This is a genomic window from Leptotrichia sp. oral taxon 879 str. F0557 (assembly GCF_000469385.1).
Lineage (GTDB): Bacteria > Fusobacteriota > Fusobacteriia > Fusobacteriales > Leptotrichiaceae > Leptotrichia > Leptotrichia mesophila.
Genome location: NZ_KI271333.1, coordinates 32,003 through 46,899, shown reverse-complemented (window position 1 = coordinate 46,899; position 14,897 = coordinate 32,003). Strand labels below are relative to the sequence as shown.

The 14,897-nt window shown below is 30.0% G+C and carries 15 protein-coding genes; 2 read left to right on the top strand and 13 right to left on the bottom strand.

Annotated features, from left to right (window positions below; all coding sequences use genetic code 11):
- The first annotated feature begins 67 nt into the window (after positions 1-67).
- Together HMPREF1552_RS07020 and HMPREF1552_RS07015 are read left to right on the top strand one after the other, a co-directional pair.
- A complete protein-coding gene (locus tag HMPREF1552_RS07020; protein WP_021744444.1) occupies positions 68-778 on the top strand; it encodes a hypothetical protein in 711 nt (236 codons plus the stop codon).
- A 60-nt stretch (positions 779-838) separates the two neighbouring features.
- Positions 839-1,939, top strand: coding sequence for a low temperature requirement protein A (locus HMPREF1552_RS07015; protein WP_021744443.1), 1,101 nt, complete (start codon positions 839-841; stop codon positions 1,937-1,939).
- Between the two features lie 102 nt (positions 1,940-2,041).
- Here the strand turns inward: HMPREF1552_RS07015 and HMPREF1552_RS07010 are convergent, their stop codons facing one another.
- The 13 genes from HMPREF1552_RS07010 to ylqF form a co-directional block, all read right to left on the bottom strand.
- Entirely contained in the window at positions 2,042-2,890 is an 849-nt protein-coding gene (locus HMPREF1552_RS07010; RefSeq protein WP_021744442.1) for a cysteine ABC transporter substrate-binding protein, read from the bottom strand.
- A 37-nt stretch (positions 2,891-2,927) separates the two neighbouring features.
- Entirely contained in the window at positions 2,928-3,875 is a 948-nt protein-coding gene (locus HMPREF1552_RS07005) for a RimK family alpha-L-glutamate ligase (RefSeq protein WP_021744441.1), read from the bottom strand.
- A 32-nt stretch (positions 3,876-3,907) separates the two neighbouring features.
- A complete protein-coding gene (locus HMPREF1552_RS07000) occupies positions 3,908-5,173 on the bottom strand; it encodes a dicarboxylate/amino acid:cation symporter (RefSeq protein WP_021744440.1) in 1,266 nt (421 codons plus the stop codon).
- Positions 5,174-5,231: 58 nt separating this feature from the next.
- Positions 5,232-6,014 (bottom strand): amino acid ABC transporter ATP-binding protein, encoded by a 783-nt coding sequence (locus tag HMPREF1552_RS06995; protein WP_006805538.1) that lies wholly within the window; start codon positions 6,012-6,014, stop codon positions 5,232-5,234.
- A 27-nt stretch (positions 6,015-6,041) separates the two neighbouring features.
- Positions 6,042-6,719: an amino acid ABC transporter permease gene (locus tag HMPREF1552_RS06990; RefSeq protein ID WP_021744439.1), complete on the bottom strand. Its 678-nt coding sequence runs from the start codon at positions 6,717-6,719 to the stop codon at positions 6,042-6,044.
- Positions 6,700-7,359: an amino acid ABC transporter permease gene (locus HMPREF1552_RS06985; protein WP_021744438.1), complete on the bottom strand. Its 660-nt coding sequence runs from the start codon at positions 7,357-7,359 to the stop codon at positions 6,700-6,702. The genes HMPREF1552_RS06990 and HMPREF1552_RS06985 overlap by 20 nt, the downstream gene beginning before the upstream one ends.
- Before the next feature lie 839 nt (positions 7,360-8,198).
- Positions 8,199-8,957, bottom strand: coding sequence for an amino acid ABC transporter ATP-binding protein (locus HMPREF1552_RS06980; RefSeq protein ID WP_021744437.1), 759 nt, complete (start codon positions 8,955-8,957; stop codon positions 8,199-8,201).
- 1 nt (position 8,958) lies between these two features.
- On the bottom strand, positions 8,959-9,672 hold the full coding sequence (locus tag HMPREF1552_RS06975; protein ID WP_021744436.1) for an amino acid ABC transporter permease: 714 nt from the start codon (positions 9,670-9,672) through the stop codon (positions 8,959-8,961).
- Between the two features lie 21 nt (positions 9,673-9,693).
- Positions 9,694-10,476, bottom strand: coding sequence for a transporter substrate-binding domain-containing protein (locus HMPREF1552_RS06970; protein ID WP_021744435.1), 783 nt, complete (start codon positions 10,474-10,476; stop codon positions 9,694-9,696).
- A 273-nt stretch (positions 10,477-10,749) separates the two neighbouring features.
- Positions 10,750-11,031, bottom strand: a complete 282-nt coding sequence (locus tag HMPREF1552_RS06965) for a cupin domain-containing protein (RefSeq protein WP_039901363.1) — start codon at positions 11,029-11,031, stop codon at positions 10,750-10,752.
- A gap of 500 nt (positions 11,032-11,531) precedes the next feature.
- Entirely contained in the window at positions 11,532-12,572 is a 1,041-nt protein-coding gene (locus HMPREF1552_RS06960; RefSeq protein WP_231370759.1) for a glycosyltransferase family 4 protein, read from the bottom strand.
- Positions 12,466-13,722: a glycosyltransferase family 4 protein gene (locus tag HMPREF1552_RS06955; protein WP_021744432.1), complete on the bottom strand. Its 1,257-nt coding sequence runs from the start codon at positions 13,720-13,722 to the stop codon at positions 12,466-12,468. The genes HMPREF1552_RS06960 and HMPREF1552_RS06955 overlap by 107 nt, the downstream gene beginning before the upstream one ends.
- A gap of 168 nt (positions 13,723-13,890) precedes the next feature.
- Positions 13,891-14,766: a ribosome biogenesis GTPase YlqF gene (ylqF, locus tag HMPREF1552_RS06950; protein ID WP_021744431.1), complete on the bottom strand. Its 876-nt coding sequence runs from the start codon at positions 14,764-14,766 to the stop codon at positions 13,891-13,893.
- Positions 14,767-14,897: the final 131 nt, after the last annotated feature.

Below are 14,897 nucleotides of genomic sequence, written 5' to 3'. Positions count from 1 at the left end.
TTTGAAAAAATTTTGTTAATATTGTAAAATGTTAAAAGACGATTTTTAATATTAGGAGATTAAAAATATGTATGTTTATGATGAGTATGAAATAAAAAGGGAAAAGATAAAAAGATACCTGTTTACTTTGCTGAATAGTTTAATGTATGTAATTATTCCCATTATAATAGGATTTTTAAAAATTAATAAAAATATTATATCTATTTGGTTAATAATTATTTTTGGAATTTTGAAGTTTTATTTGGAAACAAAAAAGGATTTTGTAAATGTTTATGAAAAAGAGAATGAAGAAACTGGAGATTTTGAGGAAACTTTGCAAAAAGAGAAGTTAAGAAAGAAAATTTTTTATTTAAAGATGGGCTGTGTATCAGCTTGTTTAATTGTAATAACTCTAATTAACATAAATATATTTCAGTTACCAAGTTATGTTAGGGATTTAAAAGAAATTAGGAAAATTATTTCAAATAGTAAGGAACTTTATGTAAATGGGAAAAAACTTGAAAATACAGAAGATGTGAAAAAATGGATTTGGGATTCTACAAATTATTTTGAGATTTTGTGGGATTATAAGAGGAGAGATAATATAGAAGAACCTAAAATAAAGGCAATTTTATCCAATGAGAAAGGACAGTATCTAGTAATTGAGAAAAAAGATTACGGATGGAGTTTTTTGAAAATGAAAGAAAATCATTACTATAAGTTAGGTATTACTTACAAAAAAGATGTTGACAGAACAATTAAAATTGAAAAATCTTTGGGACTTATTCCTCAAAATTAAATATTTTAACTGAACAGGAAATTTCAAAAGTCAAAAAAATTAAAGCAAGGAGATGAAAAAATGAGTTTAATTAAAGAAAGAAAAGTTGAAAATATCGAACTTTTTTATGATTTGATATTTGTTTATGCTATTTTGAAAATATCAGGAATTATTCATCATCCTCATCACGGAGTGATTGAGCCTTGGACATTTTTTAATTTTGTATTAGCATCGCTCGTTGTCTTACAAGAATGGTTGTATATGACAAACTATTTGAATAGATTTGGGACGTTTAACTTTCGTGAAATTATGACTATGTGTGTAAATATGACGGCAGCGATTTATTTGTCTAATTCTTTTTTAGCAGATTGGAGTCAAGCCTACTATCCTTTTACAATTTCAATGTTAATTATGGCTTTGAGTGTAGCATTTTTGTATCACTGTCAAGCAATGAAAAAAGAATTTGGCGAAAAAGAAGCTGTTAATGCTAGAAATATTCTTTTAATCGTTAGTTCATTGCTTATGGTCAGTCTGTTCGTAAATTTTTATATTGGAACAATACTTCTTATAATTGCAAACTTTTCAGGAGTTTTTCTTCCTGTAATTTACAAAATTGAATTTGACAACAATGTTGCTAAGTTTGGACATTTAAAAGAACGATTTGAATTATTGACAATTTTGTTCTTTGGAGAAATGATTGTCGGGATTGCAAAATATTTTGATATAAAGCATTTTACAATTTATCCATTTATCGCTTTAATTGCAATATTTTCACTATTTGGAACATATACAATCTTGATAAACAAAATGATAAACCATCATCCGGTAACACGTGGATTGGTGCTGATGTATTCACATTTTTTCCTGCTAATTAGTTTAGGAATTATAATTTCCTCTTGGAATTTAGTTGGGCAAGAACCGAATAAAACTTTTTTGGCACTTTTTTACATTTTTGGATATACAGGCTTTTACTTAATGTTATTCGCAAATGGTATTTATCTGGACAAAGAAAAGCGTCTAAACAAAAAGGATTTTTCAAAAATTTTAGGAATTTTAACTATTTCATTTATAGCAATTTTTACTTTTAGACAAAATTTTATGATTATGGAATTTTCAATATTATTTCTAACTTGTGCAATTTTACTGATAATTGCTAGGAAATATAGAAAAACACAATCTTAGAGCATAATTGCAGTAAATGAAATTTTATAACATAAATAAAACTGCCTCAATATTCTGAAGCAGTTTACTTTTTTATTTTTATAAATTTATTATTTAATTAGTCTATTTATTTTCGATAATCACTGTTTTTGGATCAACTTTATTTCCGTAAACAGGCTCAAGAGTTGCTTTATATGCTTTTTCAAAGAATCCTTCCTTAGTAAGAGCATCTATTTCAGTATTTAGCCAGTCTAACAGTCCTTTGTTCCCTTTTCTTACAGCTGGAGCAATGTAGTCCTGTTCCCCTAACTGTTTAATATCCACAACAAATCCTGGATTTTCTGTTGCCCATGCAAATACTAGAGTATTATCGTGTGCAAGTGCAGCTCCCCTTTTATCTAATAATGCGTTAAATGTTTCTGTGTTTTGGTCATATTTCAATAATTCTATATCTGGATGATTTTTTGTAAAGTAAATTTCTGCTGTTGTTCCTTTGTTAACTATTAATTTTTTACCTTTCAGCTCCTTCACATCTTTTATTGGAGCACCTTCTGGTGAAACAATTCCTAGCGACACTTTCATATAAGGTTTTGCAAAATCAACTTTTTGTTTTCTTTCGTCTGTTACTGTAAAGTTTGCTAGAATAATATCAACTTTATTTGATAATAAATATTCCACTCTGTTTGCAGCTTCTAATGTGATAAATTCTATTTTATTTTCGTCGCCTAATAAATCTTTAGCAAGTCTTTTTGCCAAATAAATATCATATCCTTGATTTTTCCCATTTTCATCAACAAATCCAAATGGCGGCTTATCTCCGAATACTCCTATTCTTATTTTTCCTGCTTTTTTTATTGCCTCAATTGATCCTGGTTCAGCGCTTCCTTTTCCACCTTTTCCACAGCTTATTGCAAATACTCCTAAAACTAAGATTGCAATAATTTTTACAAACCTTTCAAAATTCTTTTTCATAATTACCTCCAAGTTTATTTAATATTTTTGTAATTTCTTATCCTAATTTTTCCAATTCATTTTTTAAATATTTAGCTAGTTCCAACATAGCATATTTTCCAGCTATTTTTTCAGCGTCGGCATTGTAGTTGGTATTTGTATTTATGTCATAAACAAAAACTTCGTTGTTTTCATTTATGATAAACTCTATTGCCGCCACATCTATGTGGTTTTCTTTCAAAAATTTTTCATATTTTTCAATTTGATTTTCTGGCAATCTTTCAATAATTCTAAATTTTGATTTTTCTGCCGCTTCTTCTCCTACAGGACAGAATTTATCATTTATCTGGCACGAATCTGCTGGACATAGTTCAAATCCATCGCTTGAGTCAACTTTTACGGCATAGAGATATTTTCCACCTATAAATTCAGCTCTTATGATATGTCCATCCACAGGCTTCACATATTCCTGAATCAAACTTATTCCATCAACAGAATCTTCAAAATCATTTCCATTTACATAATTGCCAAGTTCTTCATAACTTCTTATAAGTCTTACCCCAAGACCTTTTCCAGCTCTGTTGTGCTTTATGATAAAAGGATATGTGTCAAGTTCCTTTGCAGCATTTAAAATTTGATCTTTTCCCACAGCTCCCAATGTTTTTGGAGTATTTATCCCTGTCTTTTGCAGTAAGATGTATTGTTTCAATTTACTCACTTCAAGATTTATAGCAGATGTCCCATTAATTACACGAACTGCTTCTGTTCCTTTGTTTTCCAGCCATGTTAAGACTTGCTCCGTTAATTCTGGTGCATATCTATGCCCTCTTGTGTGTGAAGAAGCGCTCATTCTATTATAATACACGCCTTTTTCAGGTTCTTTTCCTATATTTAATATTCCTTCTGATAAATCCAGTTCTTTATAAGGAACTGACAATTCATCCAGCCTTGCAGTTAGATGTCTTGTCCAATCCATATTTTCATGAATTATATATACTTTTGACATATTTTCATCCTTTCTATTTTTATTTTTAAAGTTTATTCAGCTACAGCTGCATTTTCTCGAAGCCCAGCATATACTTCCTCTGTTTCCACAACTTCATATTCTGCAGTTTTTTCAATAATTGCAGGAACAAGCGTGTTTCCAACTACATTTACCGCTGTACGTCCAGCATTTGCCAAAAAGTCAACTGATACAATCAGGGCAATACCCTCTGCAGGTAAATTAAGCTGTGTTGCAGTCGCAAGCAGTACAACTAATGCTCCAGATGGGACTGCTGCAATTCCTTTTGTAATTATTGTCAAAAATAATATTAACGGTATTAATTGTCCCCATGTAAGCGGAGTTGAGTACAAGTTTGTTATAAATGTTACCGATAAACTTATATAAATGCAGGCTCCAATAAGATTGAATGAATATCCAAGCGGTGTAGCAAAAGCTGAAACTGATTCAGATATTCCATTTTCTTCACTACGCTCAAGAAGTGTAGGTAAAACTACTGCAGAACCTCCTGTTGTAAAAGCTATTAGTACCAAATCCTTAATATTTGATAATAATTTTAAATAAGGAACTTTGAATATGTATGCAATAATCGGAAATACAACTAATAGAGCTGCCAAGTATCCAACATAAAGAAGTAGTACAAACTGTCCTAACAAATACAAATCTCCAAGTCCAGTTTTCGCCACATTGCTTGCAATCAGCCCAAACACTCCCACAGGTGCAAATGCAATGGCATAATCTACAATCTTATACATAGCCTTTATCCAAGATTCAAAGAATGTTATAACAGGTTTATTGTCATCTCCAACAGCAATTAAGGCAATTCCCAAAAATACTGCAAAAAATATAACTGGTAAAAGATTTCCATCTGCAAATGCTGTAAATACATTTTTAGGGACAATTGATGTTAAAAAATCGCTCAAATTAATATTAGAAGCAACATCTTTAATAGCTTCTGTGGAAATGCTTCCAGCTTTTATATTTGCACCAATTCCTGTTACTTTCCCTAAAATAAGGCTAAGCGTGATTACTAACGTTGTAATTGAGAAAAAGTGTAAAAATGTCTTGAATGCAAGATTTCCAAACTTTTTAGTATTTTTCATTGTAACTATTGACAGAACAACTAACGGAAATACAAGCGGTACAATAACCATCTGAACTAAACTTGTAAACAGCACTCCCAGTATTTTTAACTCTTTAGCAAACGACGGAAATAATTGTCCAACCAAAATTCCTAATAACGCACCAATCAATATCTGTGCCAATAAATTCAATTTTCTAAATCCTAATAATTTTTTCATACTTTTATTCTCCCTTCAACAATTAGCATTCACTAAATTGTTTTACTAAATTTTTTATTTATATCAACAAAGCTGATTCCACCTTATCTTTCTTTTCAAAATTAAATATATTTAAGAACTTCTTAGCTCTTTCAGTTTTTGGATTTCTAAAAAATTCCAGCGGATAATTTGTTTCAACGATTTCTCCAGAATCCATAAATACTATCCTATCCGCAACTGCTTTAGCAAATTCCATTTCATGAGTAACGATTATCATTGTCATTCCTTCCTTTGCCAGTTCCAGCATTACATCCAGCACTTCTCTTACCATTTCAGGATCAAGTGCCGCTGTAACCTCATCAAACAGCATTATTTCTGGATTCATACATAGTGATCTTATAATTGCTATTCTTTGTTTTTGTCCTCCTGACAGTTCTCTTGGATATGAGTTCTTTTTATCCAGAAGCCCTACTCTTTCGAGCAATTTTTCTGCTTGTTCTGTAACTTCCTTTTTATCCCTCTTCTGTACTTTAAGTGGTCCTAACAGAAGATTTTGCATAACTGTCATATGGTCAAATAATTCGTAACTTTGAAAAACCATTCCTATTCTCTGGCGTATTAAATGCCATTTTGTCTTATCTTTATTAATAACATTTCCTTGTAATTTTATTTCTCCAGACTGAATTTCTTCAAGTCCGTTTACACACCTTAAAAGTGTACTTTTTCCACATCCAGAAGGCCCTAGTATTACTACAACCTCGCTTTTATTTACTGAAAGTGAAACTCCTTTTAGTGCGGGTATGCCTTTTTTATATTCTTTTTTTATATCAGAAAGTTCCAATAAAACTTCTGAATCTGCCATTTTGCTTACCTCCGTTTCCTTTATTTTTTAAACAGCCCATTTTTTCTCCATTTTTTTTGATAATAATGTAATTGGATAACAAATTATGAAATATAGAAAAAATATGAACAGATACACCCAAAATGGTGCCATCGGATTTTTCCTGCTTGAAAACTCTATAATTTGCCGTCCTATTTTTAGAACTTCTGCAACTTCTATAAAAATCGCAAGTGAAGTTGTCTTAATCATTCTTGTTATAAGGTTTACCGCTGCAGGTGCAATTCTTCTTACTGCCTGCGGAAGCAGCACATATCTATAAACCTGAATTGTATCAAGCCCCAAAGCCTTTGCACTTTCCCCTTGAATTTTTGGAAGAGAAATAATAGCTCCCCTCACAATATCCATCATTTCAGCTGTTCCCCATATCACAAACACTATTATTGTCGTAGTTTCTGAATCAATATGCAAATCAAAGCCTTTTGCAACTCCAAAATAAATTATGAACAGCCACACAAGCAAGGGAATGATTCTCATACTTTCCAGATAAAACTTCAATATTCCATAAATAATCTTATTTTTTGAAGTCATAACTATTCCTAGAATTAATCCGAACAATATTGAAAATACTATGGAAACAAGAGCAATTTGTCCCGTTACAATAAGCCCACCCATAAGCCTTTGCAAATTGACTCCTTTAAAAATAACATCAATTCCCGACAGTTGCATATCTTATTCTCCTTTCAATTACTGTTAAAATAAACGAAACTGGTAAAATAATAATCAAATATGCTGCAACAAGCATAAACAGACTTTCATTCGTTTTATAATAAAGCCCTATCAAATCCCGTGTCAGATACATCAGTTCCATTAAAGCCAAAATCCCTATTACTGAAGTTTCTTTCAAAAGAAATATTATATTTGCCGCTATCGCGGGAAATGAAACTGTAAATGCCTGTGGCAATATCACGTTAGTTATAAGCTGTGATTCTGTAAGCCCAATACTTAATCCAGATTCCCGTTGCCCTTTTGTAACCGACTCCAATCCGCTTCGAAATGCCTCACACATGTAACTTCCGCCAAGAAAAGATAATCCAATCACAGCACAAATATGCGAATTAAATGTAATTCCAATTTTGGGAAGCCCAAAATACAGAAAGAATAACTGTATTACAAGTGGAGTATTTCTCGAAAGCTCAATATAAATTCCCACAATCTGCCTAACAGCTGGAACTCTATAATAAAGCACCAATGCACAAACTATTCCAATCAATATTGAAAATATAATTCCAAAAATTCCTATAATCACAGTCAATTTCATTGCTTCTAAATATTTAGGAATATTTTCTATTATAAAATTAAAGTCCATTTTTGTATTTCCTTTCTAAGAATGTTATTATATATTCTATTTTTTTACCTCTTATATTTGTATGTAAAAATATTATACTATAAAAAATTTTATTTGTAAAGAATTATTTTTGTATATACATATATTTTTTATTTAAAAAACTATAAAAAATTTTTTTAAAATTTAAAATATAATATTTGAAAACAATAGTTTTATAAGGTATAATTTATTTATGACATAACTCAGTGAAGAAACTAAGAGCATAGTTGCTGAGGTTATAGCGGAAAATGAGTTGAATTATTTGGGATACTGAATATGTAGGCTTTTGATAAAGTGGCGACATTAATCAACGAGTGTATACATTCACAAGATTAAGTTATAAGCATATTTGTAATGATAGAAGATTAAAGCACTTTAATTGGATTAGGCAGATTCAATAGACGTTCCTGTGGAAAATAACCTTAAAAGACTTGAGGGTGATAGCTCAAGAAACTATAAGGAATAATCAAAATCTGTTAGGTGGTTGATGTGAACTGAATAAGTCACTATAATTGATTGTTAAAGTTACAACGGCAAAAATCCACCAGATTAAATTATGAATACCAAATTCTGAATGCTTTGTTGTTGTTATTGGTGAAATTCCAGTATATCTTAACTATCATTTGATAGAGTTTAAGAAGTATAAAGGTAGCTCCTTTATGCTCAGACTTAGGCTGATATTAGCTAAATAAATCAGTTATTACAAATGTAGAGCGAAAGCTCATGTCCATTATACATGTGAAAAAAAAACTCCAAATATTTTTATTTAGAGATTTTTTTTGTTACTATTTTTTGATGTTTTTTAAAAATTTTTTTACTTTCTATATTGAATAAATCTCAGTTTCACTTTCAGAATACCTTTTCAGAAAATTTTGTAACCGTTGATTTTTCGAATTAATAAAAATTTCTTCTGGCTTCCCTTCTGTTACGATTGTTCCACCATCCATAAATACAATATAATCAGAAACTTCCCTTGCAAATTGCATTTCATGGGTAACGATTATCATTGTCATATTTTCTTTTACCATATCTTTTATAACTTTCAGAACTTCTCCAATAAGTTCAGGATCAAGTGCCGAAGTTGGTTCATCAAGCAAAATTACCTCTGGACTCATCGCAACCGCCCTTGCAATCCCCACTCTTTGCTGCTGCCCTCCAGAAAGCTGATTTGGGTAAAATTCGGCTTTATCTTTTAACCCTACTTTTTCAAGCATTTTCAATCCAATTTCTGTTGCTTCGTTCTTATTCATTTTTTTTACAATCAAAAGACCTTCAATTACATTTTCCAAAGCAGTTTTATTTTTGAATAAATTATAATTCTGAAAAACCATTGTCGTATTTTTTCTAAGCCTGTTTATATCTTTTTTATTTATTTTACTCAAGTCAAATGTTTCGTTTCCAAAAGTTATTGTTCCCGATGAAGCTGTTTCAAGAAAATTAAGACTTCGTAAAAATGTTGATTTTCCCGATCCACTCGGTCCTATAATGCTTATTACCTGTCCTTTTTCTATTTTAAAGTTTATTCCTTTCAAAACTTCATTTTTTCCAAAAGACAGTTTTAGATTTTCAACCTTTATCATTTTACAGTCCACCTACTCTCAATTTCTTTTCCACAATTCCCATTACTTTTTCCACAATTATACAAACAACCCAGTAAATTCCTGAAACTACGATATATGCTTCAAAAATATCCAGTCCTGAAGCTGAAATTATTTTTGCCTTTCCAATCATTTCCACAATTGAAACTGAAAAAGCAAGTGAGGAATCCTTTATCAAACTTATAAAAGTATTTCCAAAATTAGGAAAAGTTATTATAATCGCCTGCGGAAGTACAATTCTTTTCATTGCCTGCCATTTTGTCATTCCAATAGACAATGCAGCTTCAACTTGCCCTTTATCCACCGACTGAATTGCCGCCCTGAATGTTTCTGACAGATAACCCGATACATTTAAAATAAATGCTACGTAAACAAAGATAATAGCAGGAATATTATTCACATCTATATTAAATCCATACTTTAAATGTATATAATCTAATATTTTAGGCAATCCATAATAGGCAAGGTAAATCTGAACTAAAAGAGGTGTCCCTCTTATAAAGGACACATAAATTGTAGCAAGCCTTGTCAGCACAGGAATTTTATTTATTCTCACAAGTGCAATAAAAAAACTAAGTATCAGCGAAAATATCATCGTAACAATCGCAATATTCAAAGTCATTGGCAATGCTTTCAGTATTTCTGGAATCGCTCTTACCATAAATCCCCAGTTTAAAAAAGGTACATTATTATTCATTACTTTTCTCCTGTTTATAAATTATTTCGTATAATCTCCGCCAAACCATTTTTCTGATATTTTAGCAAGCGTTCCGTCAGCCCTCATTTCAGCAAGTACTTTGTTCACTTCATTTCTTAATTCTTCGCTATCTTTTCTAAATAAGAAAAATGTCGGAGTTGTACTCAAAGGCTCCCCTACCAGCTGAACTTTATCTCCTTGCTGTTTTTTATAGTAACTTACCACAAGTCTGTCGCTCAATGTTGCATCCGCTTTTCCTTGTGCTATTTCTACCAATGTCAATGTAATTCCGCCATCAAAATAATTAAGATCTATCTTTTTAGCAGCCGTTTTATTATATTCCTCAACAGTTTTTGAATAATTGCTTCCAACTGCTGAAATTACTCTTTTACCTTCCAGATCCTTTAAAGTCTTTATATTATTCTCTCCCTCTTTTACAATAATCTGAGCAGCTGAAACTAAATATTTATCAGAAAAAATATACTTTTCTTCTCTTTCCTTAGTTTTTTCAATTTCATTGGCAATAATGTCATATCTTTTTGACTCTAGCCCTAGAAATATACTATCCCAAGGAACAGTTGTAAATTCAATATCTGCATTTATTCTTTTTCCAACTTCCTGAATAACCTCAACATCATACCCTGTCAATTTCCCGTTACTTTCATCCTTAAACGAAAATGGTGCATAAACTCCATCTGTCCCTACTTTTATAACCCTTTTTTTCCCAGCATTCGCTTTATTTCCACAAGATACGGCTAAAATCAGCAATAATAAAACTCCTAGCAATAATTTAATTTTTTTCATTCCAAGACCTCCAAAAATAAATATTTTTTAAAGAAAAAAGCCGAATAAGATTATTCGACTTTCTAGCATGTAATCTCATTTTTTCAATTTATTTACTTTAAAATGAGCTTACATATAAAATTTTTTCAATTAATTCTAAAATAAACTCTACAAATTCATACATATTATTATATTAAAATACATTTTTTTATTATATAGTAAAATATTCATAGTTATTAATCTTTTAATTTGTATATGAAAATATTATACTATATTTTTTTAATTTTGTAAAGATTATTTTTTTATAAGCGTTTCATTAAATTCTGTATACTCCAATGCAGTACCCTTAACAAGATTCTTCCCATCAAAACCAATGATATCACCAGGCACTAAAGTATGTATTTCATCATCATTCAAATGTATTTCCAATTTTCCTTTCAGAACTGAAATTATGACATCTTCTCCTTCATGATTATGCAAAGGAATTTTTTCTCCTGAATCTAAAATTTCCTTCACCACTTTATAATTATCCCCACTAAAAGCTAATCCACCTTGATTTTTTACTATTCCAGCCATTTCAATCATCTCCTCTATATTTTAAATTAACTAATATCTTTTAGCTATACAAATATTATACTCCTATTCAAATATTTTGTAAAGCAAAATTTTTTTAAAAGTCACAATGATTATAAAATTTTTCTTATATAATACTAATTTCTCATTAGAAAATAGTGTAATTTATTAAACATTCACTATTTAATGAAAACATACTCGAACCCGTTTAAAATTGAACTGATAGAAATTATATAATTTAGGGTTTGAGTAAAATAGTCATAATTTTTGAGTTCTGTTTTAAACTAGTTTTACTATAGTATTAGCTATTGAACAATCCTATTATAAAAATTTATTACTATTTTTAAAAGAGAATTAGTATTAAATAGAGAATCACATAAAAAACAAATTGAGATAAAGGCTAATAGATGTAAATTGAAATACCCAAAATAAAAAAGAAAACCATTTTTATTTATTCTAACGGTTTTCTCTTTTGAATTTATTGATTTTTTACGAAAAGTTATTTATTTTTTTTTATTCAATATATACTCATAGTATTCTTTATATTTTTTTCCTATATTTAATAAATCTCTTTCTTTAGCAATACTGTATGCTGTTTCTGTAATTCCATCCAAGTTTTCCACATTGTTTTCCACAATATTCCTTATTTTTTGGCAAAATTCTTCGTTAGTCCTAGCCTTAAAACAAGTTTTTCCATCTTCCAGCCAATCTTGATACACAGGAATATCTCTCACTACAAGCGGTAATTTTGCTGAAAGCGCTTCCAGCACCACAATTCCTTCGTTTTCTTCGTAAGTCATAAATAAAAAGGCTTTTGCAGCACTAAATGCTCCAATTAAAATATCTTTATCGACATATCCTGGAAAAATTAGATTTTTTGGTGGATTTTCAATAATTTTCTGTATTTTGTCAGGAAGCATTGACTTTACGCTTGACGAACCAAACCAAAGAAATTGATAATCACTACATTCCTGTGCTACTTTTACAAAATCTTTTATCCCTTTTCTCTCAAAAGGTAATCCAGCTGTTATAATTAACGGCTTATTTATGTCATATACTGATTTATATTCATTTAAAAATTTTTCTTTTAAAACTTCATTTTTATTAAATTTATTTATATTTACACCGTTTGAAATTACTCTAATTTCTTTTTCTTTCTCTAAATATTTTGATTTTATAAGATTTTTTGTATATTCTGATGGAGAAATCAAATAATCTGCTTCATTATATAATTTCTTTGTCCAGAATTTTATAATTGGCGATAAAACATAACTTCCTTTTATACTTCCTCGAAAATCTTCATAAGTTGTATGTGTATGATAAATTACAGGCTTCCCTTTTTTCTTTGCCTGTTTTAATACTTCATAAGATTTTAGTGCAACAGTATTTATATGTGCCAAATCATAATTATCTTCAGGATTCTGCGTAACTTCAATATTATTTGCTCCAAGGGCTTCTACCTGATGATTTAAGGCTTGTCCAACGCCGGATTTGCTGAAGGAACTTTTCCCCTCTGAATATAGTAAAACTTTCACGACTATCATACTCCTCTATTGTTTTTTTGTAAACTGCTTCTACTCGTTCTCCAAATTTCTGTGCTGTGTAATCTTGTGAAGCGACAAAAGCATTTTCGATAATTTTTTCTCTAAATTCCTTATCTTCTTTTAAAAGCATTATAGAATTAATAAATTCTTCTTCTGTTCTGTAAACAAGCCCTGCTTCGTTCTTTACAAGCAAGTCTTCCAGATTTAAGTCATATCTTGCCACAACAGGTGTTTTAGCAGCCATTGCCTCAACAAATGTAAGTCCTTGCGTTTCCGATATGCTCGCATTTAGAAATACATCCCCCATTTGATAATAGGCAGCAACTTTATCATGTGGCACTTCCCCTGTAAAAATAACTCTATCTGAAATACCAAGATCCTCAGCTTGTTTCTTCAAGTCATCCAAAATTCTCCCACGCCCAACAATCATAAATTTAAAGTTTTCATCCTTAATTTTAGAAAACATATCAATTAACAAATCAATACTTTTTTCTTCGGCAATCCGCCCGATATACACACAAAGAAAATCACTTTTCTCTATTCCAAAATTTTCTCTCATAAATTCCAAATCTTCATCGGAATAATTTCCACGATAAAATTTATCCAATTCCAGTCCAGTTGGAATAATGTTCATTGTCTGGTCAACACCATAAGAATACAAAATATCTTCAACTTTCCTTGTTGGTACAATCAGTCCATTACATTTTTCACAATAAAATTTACTAATCGCAGCTGCAATCTTTTTCCCAGCTGAAACAAATCTCGAACCAAAAATATAATGTGTATAATATTCATATAACGTGTGATATGTATGAACAAGCGGTATTTCAAGATTAATTGCAGCAAATCTCGCAAATGTTCCTACACCCCATTCTGTCTGTGAATGAATAATATCTAATTCCAGCCGCTTTATCTTTTTTATTATTTTTGAAGAATAAATCATTCCCAGTCTATACTGTGGCAACGGCTTAAATTCCATACTTGGTATTCGTAAAACATTAGGCTCAACTTGAGGTGCATCTGGATCAGTCGTAGTAATAATGTACACTTTATGTCCCAGCTTTCTAAGCTCCTTCTCAAGTGTCATAATCGAACTTACAACTCCATTTACTTGAGGTCTGTATGTATCTGTAAATATTCCAATTCTCATTTTTATATTTCTCCTTCTATAATAAAGCCTTATTTCAATTTTATTTTTACTCTCTTAAAATTTTTTTAGGCTACTATAAATTTTCACACAAATAATCATTTTTTATTCTATCTCTTATTATTTTTTATATAAGTTCTATTTCAATTTAAATAAAAAAACTCTTATCTGCTAATTTTTAGGGATTTCCAAGAAGAACTTGCCTATTTTCCCCATTCTATAATCTTTCATAAGTCTTCTCGAAATAATTTCATAATTATGTTCATCATTTTTAGAAACACCAAGCCGTTTTTCCAAAATTTCCAGTATCTTATGGTTTTCCAATCCCAAAATTTCCTCATTAGTTATATATTCTTCCAAATTATACACTTTTACAAGATTTTCAATTTTTCCCAAATCCTTTAATTTATCTAAAAATTTAATTGCAACATGCTCCAATTGTAATACATTATCCTTTATTGAGCCAGTAATCGCTAAATTATAAGCTACCTCATCATCTTCAAACTTTGGCCATAAAACTCCTGGTGTATCCAGCAATTCCAATTTTTCATCAATTTTTATCCATTGCTTTCCACGTGTAAATCCTGGAGTATTTCCAACTCTTGCTTTATTTTTATTCACAAATTTATTAATAAATTTAGACTTCCCAACATTAGGAATCCCAACAATCATAGCTCTTACTTCAGTTTTACGAAGTCCTTTTTTTTTCATTTTTTCCAATTTCTCAGCATAAATTTTATCTGTAATTTTTCGTAGTTCATTAAAATTAGTCCCTTTTTCTACACTCAAAGCTACAAAATAATCAGAAAAATTATTTTTCAAAAAATAATCTTCCCAACTTTTTAATTCCTTGCTATCAATCAAATCCACTTTGTTCAGAACAATAATCTTTTTCTTATTATTTGCCAGCTTTGAAATATCTGGATTTTTACTAGAAATCGGAATCCTTGCATCTAAAATCTCAATAACAACATCAATTATCTTAAGATTTTCAACAATTAAATCCTTTGTTTTCTTCATATGCCCTGGATACCAGTTTATATTCATTCTTTCATTTTCTCCATTTTCTCTCTAAATTTTTATTTTTAATCCTAAAATTAAGGTTAATTTTAAAATTAAAGATAAAAACTCAATATTATTAACCTTTTCTATCTATTTTTCATATTATTTTTTATTTT

Coding starts and splice junctions, on each gene's coding strand:
- HMPREF1552_RS06990 (WP_021744439.1), bottom strand. CDS start 6,719: ATGCAACTGTCGGGAATTGATGTTATTTTTAAAGGAGTCAATTTGCAA.
- HMPREF1552_RS07015 (WP_021744443.1), top strand. CDS start 839: ATGAGTTTAATTAAAGAAAGAAAAGTTGAAAATATCGAACTTTTTTAT.
- HMPREF1552_RS06955 (WP_021744432.1), bottom strand. CDS start 13,722: ATGAGAATTGGAATATTTACAGATACATACAGACCTCAAGTAAATGGA.
- HMPREF1552_RS06985 (WP_021744438.1), bottom strand. CDS start 7,359: ATGGACTTTAATTTTATAATAGAAAATATTCCTAAATATTTAGAAGCA.
- HMPREF1552_RS06965 (WP_039901363.1), bottom strand. CDS start 11,031: ATGGCTGGAATAGTAAAAAATCAAGGTGGATTAGCTTTTAGTGGGGAT.
- HMPREF1552_RS07010 (WP_021744442.1), bottom strand. CDS start 2,890: ATGAAAAAGAATTTTGAAAGGTTTGTAAAAATTATTGCAATCTTAGTT.
- HMPREF1552_RS06995 (WP_006805538.1), bottom strand. CDS start 6,014: ATGGCAGATTCAGAAGTTTTATTGGAACTTTCTGATATAAAAAAAGAA.
- HMPREF1552_RS07020 (WP_021744444.1), top strand. CDS start 68: ATGTATGTTTATGATGAGTATGAAATAAAAAGGGAAAAGATAAAAAGA.
- HMPREF1552_RS07000 (WP_021744440.1), bottom strand. CDS start 5,173: ATGAAAAAATTATTAGGATTTAGAAAATTGAATTTATTGGCACAGATA.
- HMPREF1552_RS06960 (WP_231370759.1), bottom strand. CDS start 12,572: ATGATAGTCGTGAAAGTTTTACTATATTCAGAGGGGAAAAGTTCCTTC.
- ylqF (WP_021744431.1), bottom strand. CDS start 14,766: ATGAATATAAACTGGTATCCAGGGCATATGAAGAAAACAAAGGATTTA.
- HMPREF1552_RS07005 (WP_021744441.1), bottom strand. CDS start 3,875: ATGTCAAAAGTATATATAATTCATGAAAATATGGATTGGACAAGACAT.
- HMPREF1552_RS06980 (WP_021744437.1), bottom strand. CDS start 8,957: ATGATAAAGGTTGAAAATCTAAAACTGTCTTTTGGAAAAAATGAAGTT.
- HMPREF1552_RS06975 (WP_021744436.1), bottom strand. CDS start 9,672: ATGAATAATAATGTACCTTTTTTAAACTGGGGATTTATGGTAAGAGCG.
- HMPREF1552_RS06970 (WP_021744435.1), bottom strand. CDS start 10,476: ATGAAAAAAATTAAATTATTGCTAGGAGTTTTATTATTGCTGATTTTA.